The sequence below is a fragment of the Siccibacter turicensis LMG 23730 genome, assembly GCF_000463155.2.
GTDB lineage: Bacteria > Pseudomonadota > Gammaproteobacteria > Enterobacterales > Enterobacteriaceae > Siccibacter > Siccibacter turicensis.
Genome location: NZ_AWFZ01000016.1, coordinates 47,391 through 65,095, shown reverse-complemented (window position 1 = coordinate 65,095; position 17,705 = coordinate 47,391). Strand labels below are relative to the sequence as shown.

General features: G+C 50.3%; 15 protein-coding genes and 3 pseudogenes. 13 read left to right on the top strand and 5 right to left on the bottom strand.

Annotated features, from left to right (window positions below):
* Positions 1-28 precede the first annotated feature (28 nt).
* The 6 genes from cusF (at position 29) to DW58_RS01755 (ending at position 8,279) form a co-directional block, all read left to right on the top strand.
* The gene (gene cusF, locus DW58_RS01780) at positions 29-382 is read left to right on the top strand and encodes a cation efflux system protein CusF (RefSeq protein WP_001246153.1); all 354 of its coding nucleotides are present in this window, start codon (positions 29-31) and stop codon (positions 380-382) included.
* A gap of 113 nt (positions 383-495) precedes the next feature.
* Positions 496-1,788, top strand: a complete 1,293-nt coding sequence (gene silB, locus DW58_RS01775; protein ID WP_001485328.1) for a Cu(+)/Ag(+) efflux RND transporter periplasmic adaptor subunit SilB — start codon at positions 496-498, stop codon at positions 1,786-1,788.
* 10 nt (positions 1,789-1,798) lie between these two features.
* Positions 1,799-4,945: a Cu(+)/Ag(+) efflux RND transporter permease subunit SilA gene (gene silA / locus DW58_RS01770; RefSeq protein ID WP_000574021.1), complete on the top strand. Its 3,147-nt coding sequence runs from the start codon at positions 1,799-1,801 to the stop codon at positions 4,943-4,945.
* Between the two features lie 86 nt (positions 4,946-5,031).
* Positions 5,032-5,472: a DUF411 domain-containing protein gene (locus tag DW58_RS01765; RefSeq protein ID WP_002436620.1), complete on the top strand. Its 441-nt coding sequence runs from the start codon at positions 5,032-5,034 to the stop codon at positions 5,470-5,472.
* 97 nt (positions 5,473-5,569) lie between these two features.
* The gene (silP, locus tag DW58_RS01760) at positions 5,570-8,041 is read left to right on the top strand and encodes an Ag(+)-translocating P-type ATPase SilP (RefSeq protein WP_129244003.1); all 2,472 of its coding nucleotides are present in this window, start codon (positions 5,570-5,572) and stop codon (positions 8,039-8,041) included.
* Positions 8,042-8,081: 40 nt separating this feature from the next.
* Complete coding sequence (locus DW58_RS01755) at positions 8,082-8,279, top strand: DUF2933 domain-containing protein (protein WP_000843497.1); 198 nt, start codon at positions 8,082-8,084, stop codon at positions 8,277-8,279.
* 33 nt (positions 8,280-8,312) lie between these two features.
* Here the strand turns inward: DW58_RS01755 and DW58_RS21280 are convergent.
* Together DW58_RS21280 and DW58_RS01750 are read right to left on the bottom strand one after the other, a co-directional pair.
* Positions 8,313-9,048: pseudogene (locus tag DW58_RS21280) on the bottom strand (peptidoglycan DD-metalloendopeptidase family protein).
* Between the two features lie 288 nt (positions 9,049-9,336).
* On the bottom strand, positions 9,337-9,786 hold the full coding sequence (locus DW58_RS01750; RefSeq protein WP_001023257.1) for a copper resistance protein: 450 nt from the start codon (positions 9,784-9,786) through the stop codon (positions 9,337-9,339).
* A gap of 234 nt (positions 9,787-10,020) precedes the next feature.
* On the opposite strand from DW58_RS01750, the gene pcoA reads away from it, so the two are divergent.
* The 7 genes from pcoA (at position 10,021) to DW58_RS01715 (ending at position 16,870) form a co-directional block, all read left to right on the top strand.
* On the top strand, positions 10,021-11,838 hold the full coding sequence (gene pcoA / locus DW58_RS01745; RefSeq protein WP_000925242.1) for a multicopper oxidase PcoA: 1,818 nt from the start codon (positions 10,021-10,023) through the stop codon (positions 11,836-11,838).
* A gap of 5 nt (positions 11,839-11,843) precedes the next feature.
* The gene (gene pcoB / locus DW58_RS01740) at positions 11,844-12,734 is read left to right on the top strand and encodes a copper resistance outer membrane transporter PcoB (RefSeq protein ID WP_001378118.1); all 891 of its coding nucleotides are present in this window, start codon (positions 11,844-11,846) and stop codon (positions 12,732-12,734) included.
* A gap of 39 nt (positions 12,735-12,773) precedes the next feature.
* Positions 12,774-13,154: a copper resistance system metallochaperone PcoC gene (pcoC, locus tag DW58_RS01735; protein WP_000025662.1), complete on the top strand. Its 381-nt coding sequence runs from the start codon at positions 12,774-12,776 to the stop codon at positions 13,152-13,154.
* A 55-nt stretch (positions 13,155-13,209) separates the two neighbouring features.
* Complete coding sequence (gene pcoD, locus DW58_RS01730; protein ID WP_322785756.1) at positions 13,210-14,088, top strand: copper resistance inner membrane protein PcoD; 879 nt, start codon at positions 13,210-13,212, stop codon at positions 14,086-14,088.
* Positions 14,089-14,142: 54 nt separating this feature from the next.
* Positions 14,143-14,823, top strand: a complete 681-nt coding sequence (gene pcoR, locus DW58_RS01725; RefSeq protein ID WP_001188930.1) for a copper response regulator transcription factor PcoR — start codon at positions 14,143-14,145, stop codon at positions 14,821-14,823.
* Entirely contained in the window at positions 14,820-16,220 is a 1,401-nt protein-coding gene (gene pcoS / locus DW58_RS01720) for a copper resistance membrane spanning protein PcoS (protein ID WP_002436614.1), read from the top strand. Before pcoR ends, pcoS begins: the two co-directional genes overlap by 4 nt.
* A 215-nt stretch (positions 16,221-16,435) precedes the next feature.
* Positions 16,436-16,870 carry a hypothetical protein gene (locus DW58_RS01715; RefSeq protein ID WP_004118347.1) on the top strand — a complete coding sequence of 145 codons (435 nt, stop codon included), beginning with the start codon at positions 16,436-16,438 and terminating at the stop codon, positions 16,868-16,870.
* 179 nt (positions 16,871-17,049) lie between these two features.
* Here the strand turns inward: DW58_RS01715 and DW58_RS21275 are convergent.
* From DW58_RS21275 to DW58_RS01705, 3 genes and pseudogenes are all read right to left on the bottom strand, one after another.
* Positions 17,050-17,212 (bottom strand): annotated as a pseudogene (locus DW58_RS21275) (type II toxin-antitoxin system RelE/ParE family toxin).
* Between the two features lie 36 nt (positions 17,213-17,248).
* Positions 17,249-17,368, bottom strand: a complete 120-nt coding sequence (locus tag DW58_RS01710) for a type II toxin-antitoxin system RelE/ParE family toxin (protein ID WP_007374422.1) — start codon at positions 17,366-17,368, stop codon at positions 17,249-17,251.
* Positions 17,334-17,512: pseudogene (locus DW58_RS01705) on the bottom strand (type II toxin-antitoxin system ParD family antitoxin). The gene DW58_RS01710 and the pseudogene DW58_RS01705 overlap by 35 nt, the downstream one beginning before the upstream one ends.
* Positions 17,513-17,705: the final 193 nt, after the last annotated feature.

Here is a 17,705-nt window from a genome sequence, read left to right as displayed (position 1 = left end):
ATTTATTTAATTAATCAGGAAATTAAAAATGCGTAATTCACTTAAAGCCGTTTTATTTGGTGCCTTCTCTGTCATGTTTTCTGCCGGTCTTCATGCTGAAACACATCAGCATGGCGATATGAATGCTGCCAGTGATGCTTCGGTACAGCAGGTTATCAAGGGCACCGGTGTCGTTAAAGACATTGATATGAATAGTAAAAAGATTACCATTTCGCACGAAGCAATCCCTGCTGTGGGCTGGCCTGCAATGACCATGCGCTTCACTTTTGTTAATGCAGACGACGCTATCAATGCCCTGAAAACCGGCAACCATGTCGATTTCTCGTTTATTCAGCAGGGCAATATCTCCTTACTCAAAAGCATTAACGTTACGCAATCCTGATTATCAGTCCGGAGCGAATACATCCAGTGCGCCTGAACATTCATTAAGGGATTACTGTGAATGAATGATCGGGCGCATATGCTAGGTGTTTTGATTTTTCAGCGAGAAATTGTATGGCTTCTTTAAAGATAAAATATGCTGCAATAATTATCAGCAGCCTCATAGCAGGAGGGCTGATATCGGTTACTGCCTGGCAGTATGTAAACTCATCACAAAAAACAGTACAAACCGAACAAAAGGCACCGGAGCGAAAGGTACTTTTCTGGTATGACCCGATGAAACCGGATACCAAATTTGATAAACCCGGAAAATCTCCCTTTATGGATATGGACCTGGTGCCAAAATATGCTGATGAAAGCGGCGATAAAAGCAGTGGCGGGATCCGTATCGATCCAACGCAGGTTCAGAATCTGGGATTAAAAACGCAAAAAGTCACGCGAGGAATGCTGAATTATTCTCAGACAATCCCGGCTAATGTCAGTTACAACGAGTATCAGTTTGTCATTGTGCAGGCGCGCTCTGACGGTTTCGTCGAAAAAGTGTATCCCCTGACGATTGGCGATCATGTGAAGAAAGGCACTCCGCTTATCGATATCACCATTCCTGAATGGGTTGAGGCACAAAGTGAGTTCCTGCTGTTATCCGGTACAGGCGGTACGTCAACCCAGATAAAAGGGGTTCTGGAGCGACTTCGTCTAGCTGGTATGCCGGAAGAGGATATTCAAAGGCTGCGTTCAACCCGCACAATCCAGACCCGTTTTACCATTAAAGCACCTATTGATGGTGTCATTACTGCGTTTGACCTGCGCACCGGAATGAATATTTCGAAAGATAAAGTAGTGGCTCAGATTCAGGGGATGGACCCGGTCTGGATCAGCGCTGCAGTGCCAGAATCTATCGCATATCTGCTGAAAGATACGTCGCAGTTTGAAATTTCGGTACCGGCTTATCCGGATAAAACATTCCATGTCGAAAAATGGAACATTCTTCCCAGCGTGGATCAGACAACCCGTACGCTTCAGGTCCGTCTCCAGGTTTCTAATAAGGATGAGTTTCTCAAGCCGGGCATGAATGCCTATCTGAAACTGAATACCAAGAGCCAGGAGATGCTGCTGATACCAAGCCAGGCCGTTATCGATACCGGCAAAGAACAGCGCGTGATTACTGTTGATGATGAAGGCAAGTTTGTGCCGAAACAGATCCACGTTCTGCATGAATCACAGCAACAGTCCGGCATTGGCTCCGGCCTGAATGAAGGCGATACCGTGGTGGTCAGTGGCCTGTTCCTCATTGACTCCGAAGCCAATATTACGGGCGCGCTGGAACGTATGCGCCACCCTGAAAAAACAGAAAACAGTATGCCAGCAATGTCTGAGCAGCCTGTAAATATGCATTCAGGGCACTGAGGAGACGACGATGATTGAATGGATTATCCGGCGCTCTGTCGCCAACCGTTTCCTGGTCATGATGGGCGCACTGTTTCTCAGCATCTGGGGCACATGGACGATAATTAACACGCCGGTCGATGCGCTGCCTGACCTGTCAGATGTGCAGGTCATTATTAAAACCAGCTATCCCGGACAGGCCCCGCAGATTGTAGAAAACCAGGTCACCTATCCGCTTACCACCACCATGCTGTCCGTACCTGGCGCAAAAACCGTGCGTGGCTTTTCACAGTTCGGTGATTCGTATGTGTATGTCATTTTTGAAGACGGCACCGATCTGTACTGGGCCCGTTCGCGCGTGCTGGAATACCTGAATCAGGTTCAGGGCAAACTGCCTGCGGGTGTGAGCTCTGAAATCGGCCCGGACGCCACGGGAGTGGGCTGGATATTTGAATATGCCCTTGTCGATCGCAACGGAAAACACGACCTTTCAGAACTGCGCTCTCTGCAGGACTGGTTCCTGAAATTTGAGCTGAAAACCATCCCGAACGTGGCTGAGGTCGCTTCGGTTGGCGGCGTGGTGAAACAGTACCAGATTCAGGTCAATCCGGTAAAACTGTCCCAGTACGGTATCAGCCTGCCCGAAGTGAAACAGGCACTTGAATCGTCTAACCAGGAGGCCGGTGGCTCATCCGTTGAAATGGCCGAAGCGGAGTATATGGTCCGTGCCAGCGGTTATCTTCAGAGCATTGATGATTTTAATAACATCGTCCTGAAAACAGGTGAGAACGGCGTGCCGGTTTATCTGCGGGATGTTGCCCGCGTGCAGACCGGGCCCGAAATGAGGCGTGGTATTGCCGAGCTGAACGGCCAGGGAGAAGTCGCTGGCGGCGTGGTGATCCTGCGGTCGGGTAAAAATGCGCGCGACGTTATCACGGCAGTGAGGGATAAACTGGAGACGCTGAAGGCCAGCCTGCCGGAAGGCGTTGAAATCGTGACCACCTACGATCGCAGCCAGTTAATCGACCGGGCGATTGATAACCTCAGTTCCAAACTTCTGGAAGAGTTTATCGTGGTGGCCATCGTCTGTGCTCTGTTCCTGTGGCACGTACGTTCTGCCCTGGTGGCGATTATCTCTCTGCCGCTTGGCCTGTGTATCGCCTTTATCGTCATGCACTTCCAGGGACTGAACGCCAATATCATGTCGCTGGGAGGGATAGCGATTGCCGTCGGTGCGATGGTGGATGCCGCCATTGTGATGATTGAAAATGCGCACAAACGGCTTGAGGAGTGGGATCATCAGCATCCGGGTGAGCAGATTGACAACGCCACCCGCTGGAAGGTGATTACCGACGCCTCCGTGGAAGTGGGACCCGCGTTGTTCATTAGCCTGCTGATCATCACCCTGTCCTTTATTCCTATCTTTACCCTGGAAGGGCAGGAAGGTCGTCTGTTTGGCCCGCTGGCATTCACGAAAACGTACTCCATGGCGGGAGCGGCCGCACTGGCCATCATCGTCATTCCTATTCTGATGGGATTCTGGATCCGGGGGAAAATTCCTGCCGAGACAAGTAACCCCCTGAACCGGGTGCTGATCAAAGCGTATCATCCTTTGCTGCTGCGGGTCCTCCACTGGCCAAAAACAACCCTGCTGGTTGCGGCCTTGTCCATTTTCACGGTTATCTGGCCACTGAGTCAGGTGGGCGGTGAATTTCTGCCGAAGATTAACGAGGGCGATCTGCTGTATATGCCGTCGACCTTGCCTGGCGTCTCTCCGGCAGAAGCTGCAGCGCTCCTGCAGACAACAGACAAGTTAATCAAAAGCGTTCCTGAAGTGGCTTCTGTATTTGGCAAGACCGGTAAAGCAGAGACCGCAACGGATTCCGCGCCGCTCGAAATGGTGGAAACCACGATCCAGCTCAAACCTGAGGATCAGTGGCGTCCCGGCATGACAATTGACAAGATTATTGATGAACTCGACAGGACAGTCCGTTTACCGGGTCTGGCAAACCTCTGGGTGCCGCCTATCCGTAACCGTATTGATATGCTCTCAACCGGGATCAAAAGCCCGATAGGTATCAAAGTGTCCGGGACTGTTCTGTCCGATATCGACGCGACGGCGCAGAGTATCGAGGCGGTAGCCAAAACCGTGCCTGGCGTGGTGTCTGTCCTGGCTGAGCGACTTGAGGGCGGGCGCTACATCGATATCGATATCAACCGGGAGAAAGCCTCCCGCTACGGGATGACGGTAGGTGATGTCCAGCTGTTCGTCTCTTCAGCAATCGGAGGTGCTATGGTGGGTGAGACGGTTGAAGGGGTGGCCCGGTACCCTATTAACATTCGCTACCCGCAGGATTACCGGAACAGTCCGCAGGCGCTGAAACAGATGCCGATCCTGACCCCGATGAAGCAGCAGATCACGCTGGGCGATGTCGCGGATATTAACGTCGTTTCTGGACCAACCATGCTGAAAACCGAAAATGCCCGGCCAGCCAGCTGGATTTATGTTGATGCCCGCGGCAGGGACATGGTGTCGGTGGTTAACGACATTAAGACGGCCATCAGCGAGAAAGTGAAACTGAGACCGGGAACCAGTGTGGCATTCTCCGGACAGTTTGAACTGCTTGAGCATGCCAACAAGAAACTGAAGCTGATGGTGCCGATGACGGTGATGATCATTTTCATCCTGTTGTATCTGGCATTCCGCCGGGTTGACGAAGCCCTGCTGATCCTGATGAGCCTGCCGTTCGCCCTGGTTGGCGGAATATGGTTCCTGTACTGGCAGGGCTTCCATATGTCAGTGGCGACCGGAACCGGGTTTATCGCCCTGGCCGGGGTGGCAGCAGAGTTTGGCGTGGTCATGCTGATGTATCTGCGTCATGCCATTGAAGCGCACCCGGAATTGTCCCGTAAAGAGACGTTCACACCGGAAGGTCTTGATGAAGCCCTCTATCATGGTGCCGTACTGCGTGTCCGGCCGAAAGCCATGACCGTGGCGGTGATCATTGCGGGTCTGCTGCCAATACTCTGGGGAACCGGCGCAGGTTCAGAAGTCATGAGCCGTATTGCTGCGCCAATGATTGGTGGGATGATCACGGCTCCGCTGCTGTCCCTGTTCATTATTCCTGCCGCCTACAAATTAATCTGGCTGCGCAGACATAAAAAAAGCGTGTCATAACCCTGAAAGGGCGCCCCCAGTGGGCGTCCTTCTGCACTGATTCACCCTGACGTCAGGGTTTATATCGATAATATACAGAGGTGAGTATGAAAAAAGTGGTTCTAATGGCCCTGGCTCTCGGCCTGTCACTGCCTGCAATGGCGAGTGAAAAAGTCATTGATATGTACAAATCTGAAAACTGTGGCTGTTGTTCCCTGTGGGGCAAAGCGATGGAAAAAGACGGGTTCGAAGTGCGAACTCACGTCATGAATGATCAGGCGCTGTCAGCCCTGAAAGAAAAGCATGCTGTTCCTGCTGGACTACGAAGTTGTCATACCGCGGTTGTAGGTAATTTGATCATTGAAGGCCATGTGCCTGCGGCAACGATACATAAGGCCATGCAGTCTGGTTCGGGTATATACGGTCTCGCCACCCCCGGTATGCCAGCAGGAAGTCCGGGAATGGAGATGGGGGCCCGAAAAGAGGCTTACGATGTTATCGCATTCTCACCGGAGGGCAGTAAAAAAGTCTTCCAGCGAATCGAATAGTCAGCGGAACGGCTGATAACGGGACGCCGGCAGCAGGCACTCTTATGCCGGCGGCATTCGTGGTAATCGCATCCATGACATATCCTGAAGACAGAAAATGCTTCAGATATGCATAAGGAGAGTTACTGTGAAAAATGACAATGCAGTGGAACATAACAACCAGACTGCTTCTGAGCAGACATCATCCCCGGACGAGAGTCACGCATTGCATAAGGTGAGAGATCCCGTGTGCGGGATGGTCATCCTGCCTGACAAGGCGCACAGCAGCATTCGATACCAGGACCATCAGCTTTATTTCTGCTCCGCCAGCTGTGAGAGCAAATTTAAAGCCCATCCCGATCATTATTTTACCGAAGATGCCAGTGAACATCACCATCACCACGACCACCATGAAGTCAGCCCTGATAAGATAAAACAGTCTCACCGCCAGGCGGAGAAAGAGATTTCTGAAGGTGTGTGGACATGTCCGATGCATCCGGAGATACGCCGTAGTGGTCCCGGAAGCTGTCCTGTCTGTGGAATGGCACTGGAGCCGCTCGTAGCTACGGCATCCACGGGGACGAGTGATGAACTTCGCGACATGACAAGACGCTTCTGGCTGGGGTTGTTGCTGGCGTTTCCGGTTTTGATACTCGAAATGGGTTCTCATCTGTTTCCCGCTTTGAGGAATACAGTACCGCCACAGTACAACACATGGCTGCAGTTACTTCTGGCCTCTCCTGTCGTTTTGTGGTGTGGCTGGCCATTCTTCGCCCGGGCCGGAATGTCGTTACGTAACCGCTCCCTGAATATGTTTACCCTTGTTGCAATGGGGACCGGCGTAGCCTGGGTTTACAGCGTCATTGCAACCGTCTTCCCCTCCTGGTTTCCTGCATCGTTCAGAAACATGGATGGCCTGGTGGCCATTTATTTTGAAGCCGCAGCTGTTATTACGGTGCTTGTTCTGCTGGGACAGGTCCTTGAATTGCGGGCAAGGGAACAAACCTCAGGTGCCATTACTGCGCTTCTTAACCTTGCCCCCAAAACCGCCAGGCGGCTGGATCAAGACGGTCATGAAACGGATATTAATGCGGAAGATGTCCTGCCTGGCGATAAGCTCCGCATCAGACCTGGAGAGAGTATTCCGGTCGACGGTATCGTGGTCGAAGGCAAAACAACCGTTGATGAATCGATGGTGACCGGGGAATCTATGCCTGTTACCAAAACGGAGGGTGACCCTGTCATCGGGGGGACCATTAATCAGACAGGTAGTCTTATCATCCGTGCAGAGAAAGTCGGTGATGAAACGATGCTCTCACGAATTGTTCAGATGGTCGCTGATGCACAGCGTTCGCGGGCCCCCATCCAGAGAATGGCTGACAGCGTTTCAGGCTGGTTTGTTCCTCTGGTGATACTTATCGCGGTTGTTGCTTTCATGATCTGGTCTGTCTGGGGGCCCGAGCCCAGGATGGCGCACGGTCTCATTGCGGCTGTGTCGGTCCTGATTATTGCCTGTCCCTGCGCGCTGGGGCTGGCCACGCCGATGTCGATAATGGTGGGGGTGGGCAAAGGAGCCCAGGCCGGGGTGTTAATCAAGAATGCCGAAGCCCTTGAGCGTCTTGAAAAAGTGGACACGCTGGTTGTCGACAAAACAGGCACGCTCACGGAAGGTTCGCCGACGGTGACAGGGATTATCAGTCTCAATCCGGGTGGGGAAACATCTCTTTTGCGTGTAACGGCCGCAGTGGAAAAAGGCTCGCAGCATCCGCTGGGTATGGCAGTAGTTAAAGCAGCACAGGAAAAGGGGATCGCAATACCCGCAGTCACTCATTTCAATGCGCCGTCGGGTAAAGGTGTCTCAGGCGATGTCGAAGGTCAACGGGTTGTTATTGGTAATGAACTGGCTATGCAGGAAAACAGTATCGTTATTGATAATCAAAAGGCCGTTGCGGATACGTTGCGGATGGAAGGCGCTACCGTTATCTATGTGGCCACAGACGGGCACCTTGCAGGCCTGATAGCTATCTCGGATCCCGTGAAAGCAACCACGCCGGATGCGCTTAAAGCTTTGCGTCAGGCGGGGATCCGCATCGTTATGCTCACCGGGGATAACCAGCTTACCGCTGAAGCAGTCGCACGGAAACTGGGAATAGATGAGGTTGAAGCCGGGATTCTGCCGGATGGCAAAAAAGCAGTGATAACCCGACTGAAAGCGTCTGGCCATGTGGTTGCGATGGCCGGAGACGGTGTGAATGATGCCCCGGCGCTGGCAGCGGCTGACGTGGGTATAGCCATGGGAACGGGTACAGATGTGGCAATTGAAAGTGCCGGAGTCACCCTTCTCAAAGGCGACTTGATGATACTGAACAGGGCCCGTCATCTGTCAGAAATCACCATGAAAAATATCCGACAGAATCTGTTTTTTGCATTTATCTACAACGCACTTGGCGTGCCTGTGGCTGCAGGTCTGCTTTATCCTGTGTATGGAATACTGCTGTCGCCAGTTATTGCGGCGGCGGCCATGGCTCTTTCCTCCGTCAGCGTCATTGTGAATGCGTTGCGTCTGAAAAGTGTCAGGCTCGGGAAATAACACTGAGTGAAGGGGCTGTTACGAACAGAAGGAGTCCAGTATGAAAAGTACCACCTATGCGCTTATTGCTGTCGCCGCGATCGCGGCATTTGCCCTCCTGCGCGAACACTGGTCACATGTGGCAGGTTACTGGCCATATCTGTTATTGCTGGTCTGCCCGCTAATGCATCTTTTCCACGGCCACGGAGGGCATGGAGATCATCAACATCAAGGAAGTGAAAACGATAAAAAAAATTAATCCGGCAGACGGGGCCGCGTCGCGGCCCCGTTATCAGTCCAGGTATCGTTCGTAGTCTCTGGCATGCGCAAAGGCATGCTGTTCAAGTTTGTTATCAGCGGGTGCCGCTGCCCGGAACGCCAGTGAGTTAACAGGATTGTTATTGATGACCAGCTCGTAATGCAGATGAGGACCGGATGAACGTCCGCTGTTACCGGATAACGCAATAGCGTCTCCCCGGGTAACCCTGGCCCCTTTAGTAACGAGTATTTTATTGAGGTGGAGATAGCGAGTTTTAACACCGGCTTTTCCCGTTACTTCAACAAAATATCCCATGGTACTGTTGTATTCGGCCCGGGTGATTTTTCCGTCGATGACGCTGACTATTTTCGTTTCATGGGCATGGAATAATCAATGCCATTATGGGGACTCACTTTTCCCGATACCGGGTTAAGTCTTGCAGGATTGAAAGGCGAACTGAGTCTTGCTGTGGCCGGTAACGGATAATCGAGACTGCCTTTCCCGGAAGTATCGGAAAGGTTATAGAACTTTTTATCTGATATACGATACGCCGTGTAATTAAATGAACCGGACGTAAATTTATAGGCCACGACACGTGATTTTCCCGCTTTCTTTTGCAGTACGAGTTTTAATGATTCATTTTTTTCAAATGCCGCAGATTAAACCGGGAAGGCAAGGAGCGCTGAAGAGTAGCGATCTCGTTCGATTCCAGCCCCGAGCGGGTGGCTGAAAGGTAGGCATTTTCTTTTACGACATCGGTAGAATACATTTACTGGAATTCGCCGTTAGCATGAACACTGCGGCGTATGCTAGGGGTTTTCAGGAGGCGTGTCATCTGTCAGTTAATCGGGAGCACCGTTGATGGTCGTCATTTTTGTAACATATCTTGTTTCCCGTTTGCTCCTGAAGCTCTGGGAACTGTATGACCAGCCCGACGGTGATGATTAACGGGACTGAAACAGGTTACGGCAGAGCAATATGGGGCTCATGTCCTGCTACGTAACCCGTCAGTAAAGCCCTGCTGCGCACCTGACGCTAAGCACTAACCCGCCTGCAGTTACCTGGTCGAATACAGCCCGCGAAGCTTTCTTGCCTGCGTCTGATGTGCTTCCGCACCGGCATTATTGACCTGCTCATGCACGAGAGCGGCTTTTTCTCCGGCATTCAGTTCGTTAAAAGAAGAAGACGAGGTCTTTGAATTTGCATCACTGCCGGACAGCATTTTTTTATGTTCCTCAATCATTTTCTGATGCGCATAGGACGCGCTGTTGTTCATAAATGAATGAGCAACAATGGCCCTTTCATGTTCATTCATTTCAGAGAATGAGGGCGTGTTGTTTTTATTAACCCTGTCCGGTAAGTTTTCATGCGTCGAGGAGTTCACATGACTGACGGCTGAGGCATTATTAACAAATCGATGTGCTTCATGGGCAATATCACTGGACTGAGCAAAAGCTGCCCCACAAAATAAAGCTGTAAACGCAGTGGTCGTGATTAATATATTCATGTGTAATTACCTTCTGAGGTACATAAAAGATGTCCTTATGATCATATATAAAAATAATCAACCTGTGGGGAAGATGACGTAAATGTAATACAGCTATGTACATTACACGATTGTAATGAATTTGTTTCTTAAGGTGTGCTAGATTCATTTCATTGTAAGTGGATGAACCAGTAATTTAATTTAAATCGGTTCTCGAATTCTGTCAGTAACCATACTTTAAATAAGGGAATGCGCATGCTGTTGAAAACGTCTCGACGAACTTTCCTGAAGGGGTTAACCCTCTCTGGCGTAGCCGGAAGTCTTGGCGTATGGAGTTTCAATGCGCGTTCCAGTCTGAGCCTGCCAGTTGCCGCATCCCTGCAGGGTACTCAGTTTGACCTGACCATTGGTGAAACGGCCGTCAATATCACGGGCAGTGAGCGTCAGGCCAAAACAATCAATGGAGGCCTGCCGGGGCCCGTTCTTCGCTGGAAAGAAGGTGACACCATTACCCTGAAGGTCAAAAACCGTCTTAATGAACAGACGTCCATTCACTGGCACGGCATTATTCTTCCGGCCAATATGGATGGTGTTCCGGGGCTGAGTTTTATGGGCATAGAGCCTGATGATACCTACGTTTACACCTTTAAGGTTAAGCAGAACGGGACTTACTGGTACCACAGCCATTCCGGTCTGCAGGAACAGGAGGGGGTATACGGTGCCATTATCATCGATGCCAGGGAGCCAGAACCGTTTGCTTACGATCGTGAGCATGTGGTCATGTTGTCTGACTGGACCGATGAAAATCCTCACAGCCTGCTGAAAAAATTAAAAAAACAGTCGGATTACTACAATTTCAATAAACCAACCGTTGGCTCTTTTTTCCGCGACGTGAATACCAGGGGGCTGTCAGCCACCATTGCCGATCGGAAAATGTGGGCTGAAATGAAAATGAATCCGACTGACCTCGCGGATGTCAGTGGCTACACCTACACCTATCTCATGAACGGGCAGGCCCCGCTGAAAAACTGGACCGGACTGTTCCGTCCCGGTGAAAAGATACGCTTACGGTTTATCAACGGCTCGGCAATGACCTATTTCGATATCCGTATCCCCGGGCTGAAAATGACGGTCGTGGCTGCAGATGGCCAGTATGTAAACCCGGTTACCGTTGACGAATTCAGGATTGCCGTTGCCGAAACCTATGATGTCATTGTGGAGCCTCAGGGTGAGGCCTATACCATCTTCGCACAATCCATGGACAGGACCGGTTACGCTCGAGGGACACTGGCCACGAGAGAGGGGTTAAGTGCTGCAGTTCCCCCCCTCGATCCCCGTCCTCTGTTGACCATGGAAGATATGGGTATGGGGGGAATGGGACATGATATGGCAGGAATGGACCACAGCCAGATGGGAGGCATGGATAACAGCGGAGAGATGATGTCTATGGACGGTGCTGACCTTCCGGATAGCGGGACATCCTCCGCGCCCATGGATCACAGCAGCATGGCCGGTATGGATCATTCCCGGATGGCCGGAATGCCGGGTATGCAAAGTCATCCTGCGTCAGAAACGGATAACCCACTGGTTGATATGCAGGCGATGAGCGTCTCTCCGAAATTAAATGATCCGGGTATTGGTCTTCGAAATAACGGAAGAAAGGTTCTCACGTACGCGGATTTGAAAAGCCGCTTTGAGGATCCTGACGGACGTGAACCTGGCCGTACCATAGAACTGCATTTAACCGGCCACATGGAAAAGTTTGCCTGGTCATTTAACGGAATCAAGTTTTCAGATGCCGCACCGGTGCTGCTGAAATACGGTGAGCGGCTCAGGATCACGCTGATCAACGATACCATGATGACTCACCCCATTCACCTGCATGGTATGTGGAGCGATCTGGAAGATGAAAACGGTAATTTCATGGTTCGTAAACACACAATAGATGTTCCCCCTGGTACAAAACGCAGTTACAGAGTGACAGCAGATGCGCTTGGCCGCTGGGCGTATCACTGCCATTTGCTCTATCACATGGAAATGGGAATGTTTCGTGAAGTCCGGGTGGAGGAATGATGCGAATGAAGAGAAATTTGAAGGCCATACCTGTTCTGGTCGCCGGTTTGTTTACCTCACAGCTTTCTATTGCGGCGGGCTCCGTCTCTGCAGATCCCCACGCCGGGCACGACATGTCTGCCATGCAGATGCCAGCAGATGAGAATTTCACTGAGATGACGTCAATGGAGCCCATTGTAACTGAGAGCAGAACGCCAATTCCGCCTGTTACCGATGCCGACCGGAAGGCTGCATTCGGCAATTTACAGGGGCATGCGATTCACGACAGTGCGATTAATTATCTGGTTCTGCTGGATCAACTGGAATGGCAACGGTCGGATAACACCAACAATTTCAGCTGGAGTGTTAACAGCTGGATTGGAGGCGACACAGATCGGATTTGGCTAAAGAGTGAAGGTGAACGAAGCAATGGGGAAACGGAGGCGGCTGAAGCGCAGTTACTCTGGGGACATGCGGTTGGCCCATGGTGGGATTTGGTTGCGGGTGTCAGGCAGGATTTCAGACCTGCTTCTGCCCGGACCTGGGCTGCTGTCGGTTTTCAGGGGCTGGCACTCTATAATTTTGAGTCTGAAATTACGGGTTTTGTCAGTAATGGTGGAAAAGCAGCCCTTCGTCTGGGAGGAGAATACGACGTTTTACTGACTAACCGGCTCATACTCCAGCCATCCTATGAGGTGAATTTCTACAGTCAGGATGATGAATCGCGGGGTCGCGGCAGGGGACTGACTGACACAGAGCTGGGGCTCCGGCTGCGCTATGAAATACGCCGTGAGTTTGCACCCTATATAGGCGTTTCCTGGAATCAACTTTACGGGAAAACATCCGATATGGCGAAAAGAGAAGGTGAGAAAGACCATCAGGTAGTATTCCTGGCGGGAGCCAGAATCTGGTTTTAACGCACTGATATAAAACACTCAACTAAACAGGTAAATAAAATGTCGATTTTAAATAAAGCCATTCTTACAGGTGGCCTCGTTATGGGCGTTGCTTTCTCTGCTATGGCCCATCCGGAATTAAAAAGCTCTGTGCCACAGGCTGATTCAGCCGTAGCGGCCCCGGAAAAGATTCAGCTTAATTTCTCGGAAAATCTGACCGTGAAATTCTCAGGTGCAAAATTAACGATGACGGGTATGAAAGGCATGTCATCACATTCTCCGATGCCGGTCGCGGCAAAAGTGGCGCCAGGCGCTGACCCTAAATCGATGGTCATTATTCCGCGAGAGCCTTTACCCGCTGGCACTTATCGTGTTGACTGGCGCGCGGTTTCTTCAGATACGCACCCTATTACCGGTAATTACACCTTTACAGTGAAGTAATATTATGAATGACCTGATTATGATTGTTATTCGTTTTCTTCTTTATCTGGATTTGATGGTAATATTTGGATTGCCATTTTTTCAGATATATGGAATAAGCAGTGTCAGACATGAAACGTATAACCTGACTAATTTCAGGTCGTTTATAACCTTTGCTGTTGTTGCAGGTATCATTCTTACTGGCATTAATATGCTCCTGGTATCTAATGCCATGAGCGGAGTAACTGATTTCAGAGAATTATCCATCCATGTTATCGAGATGGTGATAGAAGAAACTGATGTGGGTATTAGCTGGATTGTCAGGCTCTGTGCCCTGTTTACCACACTCGGTGCTTTGTTCCTTTACACTAATAAGAGAGTATTGTCCTGCCTGCTGATGACGATGAGTGGGGGCGTGGCGCTGGCTACACTTGCCTGGGGAGGACACGCCGTTATGCATGACGGTCTGCATTACTATCTCCATTTACTGAGCGATCTGACCCATCTCGGCGCTGCAGGTGCCTGGACAGGTGCTCTGGTTGCATTTGCTATCCTGCTGATGCGCAGAAACGAGCATAATGCACAGAGCGTCATTGTGATATCTGACTCCCTGGCAAAATTTGCCACGGCAGGAACGGTGATTGTTGTAGCCCTGATCCTGAGTGCGCTGGTCAACTATCTGTATATTGCTGAGGGTAACTTAACTCCCTTATTCAACAGTTCCTGGGGGAGGATATTGCTTGCCAAGACGGCTCTGTTTGTTCTGATGCTTCTTCTGGCTGCAGCAAACCGGTTTCACCTGGGTCCCCGGCTTGAAGTTATGGTCAGGGAAGGGAATTATGATCGCAGCGTTGCCCTGATGCGAAACAGCATCCTGACAGAATTCGTTGTTGCGATTATCATTCTGGGCGCCGTAGCGTGGCTTGGAATGCTTGCTCCGTCTCAGATCAGCTAGGGGACAGCCAAAGCTCATGCGTGAGATTTTTACTTTCATATCAGCGAGTTGACCATGCAGCGTATTTTAATCGTTGAAGACGAACAAAAAACAGGTCGTTACCTGCAGCAGGGACTGGTTGAGGAAGGCTATCAGGCCGATCTCTTTAATAATGGCCGCGATGGTCTCGGGGCCGCGTCGAAGGGACAGTATGATTTGATAATACTGGACGTGATGCTGCCTTTCCTCGACGGGTGGCAAATCATCAGCGCACTGAGGGAGTCCGGGCACGAAGAACCGGTCCTGTTTTTAACCGCAAAGGACAACGTGCGGGACAAAGTGAAAGGACTGGAGCTTGGCGCAGATGACTACCTGATTAAGCCCTTTGATTTTACGGAGCTGGTTGCACGTGTAAGAACCCTACTGCGCCGGGCACGCTCGCAGGCCGCAACAGTCTGCACCATCGCCGATATGACCGTTGATATGGTGCGCCGGACCGTGATCCGTTCGGGGAAGAAGATCCATCTCACCGGTAAAGAATACGTTCTGCTTGAGTTGCTGCTGCAACGCACCGGAGAAGTGTTACCCAGGAGTCTTATCTCGTCCCTGGTCTGGAACATGAATTTTGACAGTGATACGAATGTGATTGATGTCGCCGTGAGACGTCTGAGAAGTAAAATTGATGATGACTTTGAGCCAAAACTGATCCATACCGTTCGCGGTGCCGGATATGTCCTGGAGATCAGAGAAGAGTGAGGTTCAAAATTTCCCTGACCACACGCCTGAGCCTGATTTTTTCTGCGGTGATGCTTACGGTATGGTGGTTATCAAGTTTTATCCTGATTAGCACCCTGAATGGCTATTTCGATAATCAGGACCGCGATTTTCTGACAGGTAAACTTCAGCTCACCGAAGAGTTTCTTAAAACAGAGACGTTCAGGAACAAAACGGATATTAAGTCATTATCAGAAAAAATAAACGATGCGATGGTGGGGCACAATGGCTTATTCATTTCTATAAAAAACATGGAAAATGAAAAAATTGTTGAACTCTATGCCAAAAATTCTGTTGTTCCAGCGGTCCTGCTTAATAAGTCGGGTGATATTCTCGACTATATGATCCAGACGGAAGAAAATAACACCGTGTACCGCAGTATCTCGCGGCGGGTTGCCGTGACGCCGGAACAGGGTAAAAGCAAACATGTCATCATTACGGTTGCCACGGATACTGGGTATCACACCCTGTTTATGGACAAACTCAGTACCTGGCTGTTCTGGTTCAATATCGGTCTGGTCTTTATTTCTGTTTTTCTGGGCTGGCTGACCACACGTATTGGTCTGAAACCGCTACGGGAAATGACCAGTCTGGCTTCCTCCATGACCGTACACAGCCTGGATCAGCGTCTAAATCCCGATCTGGCTCCGCCGGAAATCTCTGAGACCATGCAGGAGTTCAATAATATGTTTGATCGCCTGGAGGGGGCATTCCGGAAACTGTCAGATTTCTCGTCTGACATCGCGCATGAGCTGCGCACACCAGTCAGTAATCTGATGATGCAGACGCAGTTTGCACTGGCTAAGGAAAGGGATGTTTCGCATTACCGCGAAATTTTATTCGCTAACCTGGAAGAACTGAAAAGGTTGTCACGAATGACCAGTGACATGCTTTTTCTGGCACGTTCAGAGCATGGTCTGCTGCGGCTGGATAAACATGATGTGGATCTGGCAGCCGAACTGAATGAATTACGTGAGTTGTTCGAGCCCCTGGCAGACGAAACAGGAAAGACAATCACGGTTGAAGGAGAGGGCGTTGTTGCCGGAGACAGCGATATGCTCCGACGTGCTTTCAGTAACCTGCTTTCCAATGCAATCAAGTATTCTCCCGATAACACCTGTACAGCGATACACCTTGAGCGTGACAGTGACTGTGTGAACGTGATGATTACGAATACGATGTCCGGCCAGGTTCCCGCTAATCTGGAACGTTTGTTTGACCGGTTCTATCGCGCAGACTCATCAAGGTTCTACAACACGGAAGGCGCGGGGCTGGGATTATCAATTACAAGGTCGATCATTCATGCTCACGGCGGCGAGCTGTCAGCAGAACAGCAGGGGCGGGAAATTGTGTTCAGTGTGCGTCTGTTAATGGATTAATACCGTTATTCAGGAGAAACCCGGAAGGTGACAAAAATGTCATCGTTCAGTCACGCGATAAACAGAGGCGGTTTTTTATAATCAGCCATAAATCAGGACAGCGTGATAATTCAATCGCCCGGTTCCTGGCGTGATGATCAACCAGCCCTGAGATCAAATGCTTTCTCTGTTATAAGCATTGATTGTTCGGGTATGAAAACACCGGAGACCCAACCATGAAAAAGATCCTTGTATCCTTTATTGCCATGATGGCTGTCGCTTCATCTGCCTGGGCTGCAGAGACAATGAACATGCATGACCAGGTAAATAATGCCCAGGCGCCTGCCCATCAGATGCAATCATCCGCTGAAAAAAGTGCAGTTCAGGGGGAGAGCATGAAAATGATGGATATGAGCGGTCACGATCAGGCCGCAATGTCCCATGAAATGATGCAAAACGGCAATTCTGCCGCCCATCAGGACATGGCTGAAATGCATAAAAAAATGATGAAAGCCAAACCTGAGAACACCCAAGAAACTGCTAAGCCATTTTCCGAAATGAGCGAGCATGAGAAAGCCGCTGTTGTGCATGAGAAGGCGAATAATGGCCAGTCTTCCGTTATTCATCAGCAACAGGCGGAAAAGCATCGCAGCCAGATCACCCAGAATTAACCCGCAGCTCCACTTGTCAGACCCTCATTTGACGCCGAAGTCACTGGCTTACGCTCCCGTCCGGGAGCGTTTTTTTTATAAGCGAAATGAATAATAATGAAAGAGTCCATACACAATGTTTTTTTTGGTCATGTCGACCTCACAATTAACTTATATTGTTTGAGAATCCTGTTCCCCGGTCATCTCCAGGGTGCATGTCGCGCCGTATCCTGAGACTGGCTGAGAATACGAATGACCGTAACCATAGAATGTGATGATACAAAATAGATCGTATGCCGGTTCTACCGGCAGTGTGCAGATATCGTCTCCCAGCTCTGCACAATGCGTGCCGATATCATGCATGGCCAGCACATCAAATACTGCAGCTATACGACCGATCTATGCATCCGCCTGAACAACCCCGATCTGTCTGAAGCTGTAGTCCCAGATGGCCTCCAGATCCTCTTCTGCTTTGGGTGTCAGCTCAATCTCTTTCATTTGCCACCCTGGCCCTGACATTCCTCAGGAATGCATTCTTGTTCCATGGTTTCGCTCGCCGCTGCTGATCCCTTCGGCCAGCAGATCGCGCAGTTCCTGAAGTCTGGATTCAGCCTGCTTTTCATGCAGCTCATCACCCACGTCCACCGTCATCGTACGAGCCATAACTCCTCCATATCTTAATGTAAGATTTATTCTTACATCATTAAATCAGCTTACTACGCTGCTTCCATCTCCGGCATTTTTTCAAAACAACCCTGCTGCAGTCTGGAGATCCGACTTTGCCTTTTTTCGGATCTGCAGTGAGATAAAGAAAAATAATCACAAACAACGGTGTACAAAGCATGGTGTTTTACGT

Bases quoted from the DNA above. Each gene is read 5' to 3' on its own strand.
- cusF (WP_001246153.1), top strand. From the start codon at position 29: ATGCGTAATTCACTTAAAGCCGTTTTATTTGGTGCCTTCTCTGTCATG.
- silB (WP_001485328.1), top strand. From the start codon at position 496: ATGGCTTCTTTAAAGATAAAATATGCTGCAATAATTATCAGCAGCCTC.
- silA (WP_000574021.1), top strand. From the start codon at position 1,799: ATGATTGAATGGATTATCCGGCGCTCTGTCGCCAACCGTTTCCTGGTC.
- DW58_RS01765 (WP_002436620.1), top strand. From the start codon at position 5,032: ATGAAAAAAGTGGTTCTAATGGCCCTGGCTCTCGGCCTGTCACTGCCT.
- silP (WP_129244003.1), top strand. From the start codon at position 5,570: ATGCTTCAGATATGCATAAGGAGAGTTACTGTGAAAAATGACAATGCA.
- DW58_RS01755 (WP_000843497.1), top strand. From the start codon at position 8,082: ATGAAAAGTACCACCTATGCGCTTATTGCTGTCGCCGCGATCGCGGCA.
- DW58_RS01750 (WP_001023257.1), bottom strand. From the start codon at position 9,786: ATGAATATATTAATCACGACCACTGCGTTTACAGCTTTATTTTGTGGG.
- pcoA (WP_000925242.1), top strand. From the start codon at position 10,021: ATGCTGTTGAAAACGTCTCGACGAACTTTCCTGAAGGGGTTAACCCTC.
- pcoB (WP_001378118.1), top strand. From the start codon at position 11,844: ATGAAGAGAAATTTGAAGGCCATACCTGTTCTGGTCGCCGGTTTGTTT.
- pcoC (WP_000025662.1), top strand. From the start codon at position 12,774: ATGTCGATTTTAAATAAAGCCATTCTTACAGGTGGCCTCGTTATGGGC.
- pcoD (WP_322785756.1), top strand. From the start codon at position 13,210: ATGGTAATATTTGGATTGCCATTTTTTCAGATATATGGAATAAGCAGT.
- pcoR (WP_001188930.1), top strand. From the start codon at position 14,143: ATGCAGCGTATTTTAATCGTTGAAGACGAACAAAAAACAGGTCGTTAC.
- DW58_RS01715 (WP_004118347.1), top strand. From the start codon at position 16,436: ATGAAAAAGATCCTTGTATCCTTTATTGCCATGATGGCTGTCGCTTCA.
- DW58_RS01710 (WP_007374422.1), bottom strand. From the start codon at position 17,368: ATGTCAGGGCCAGGGTGGCAAATGAAAGAGATTGAGCTGACACCCAAA.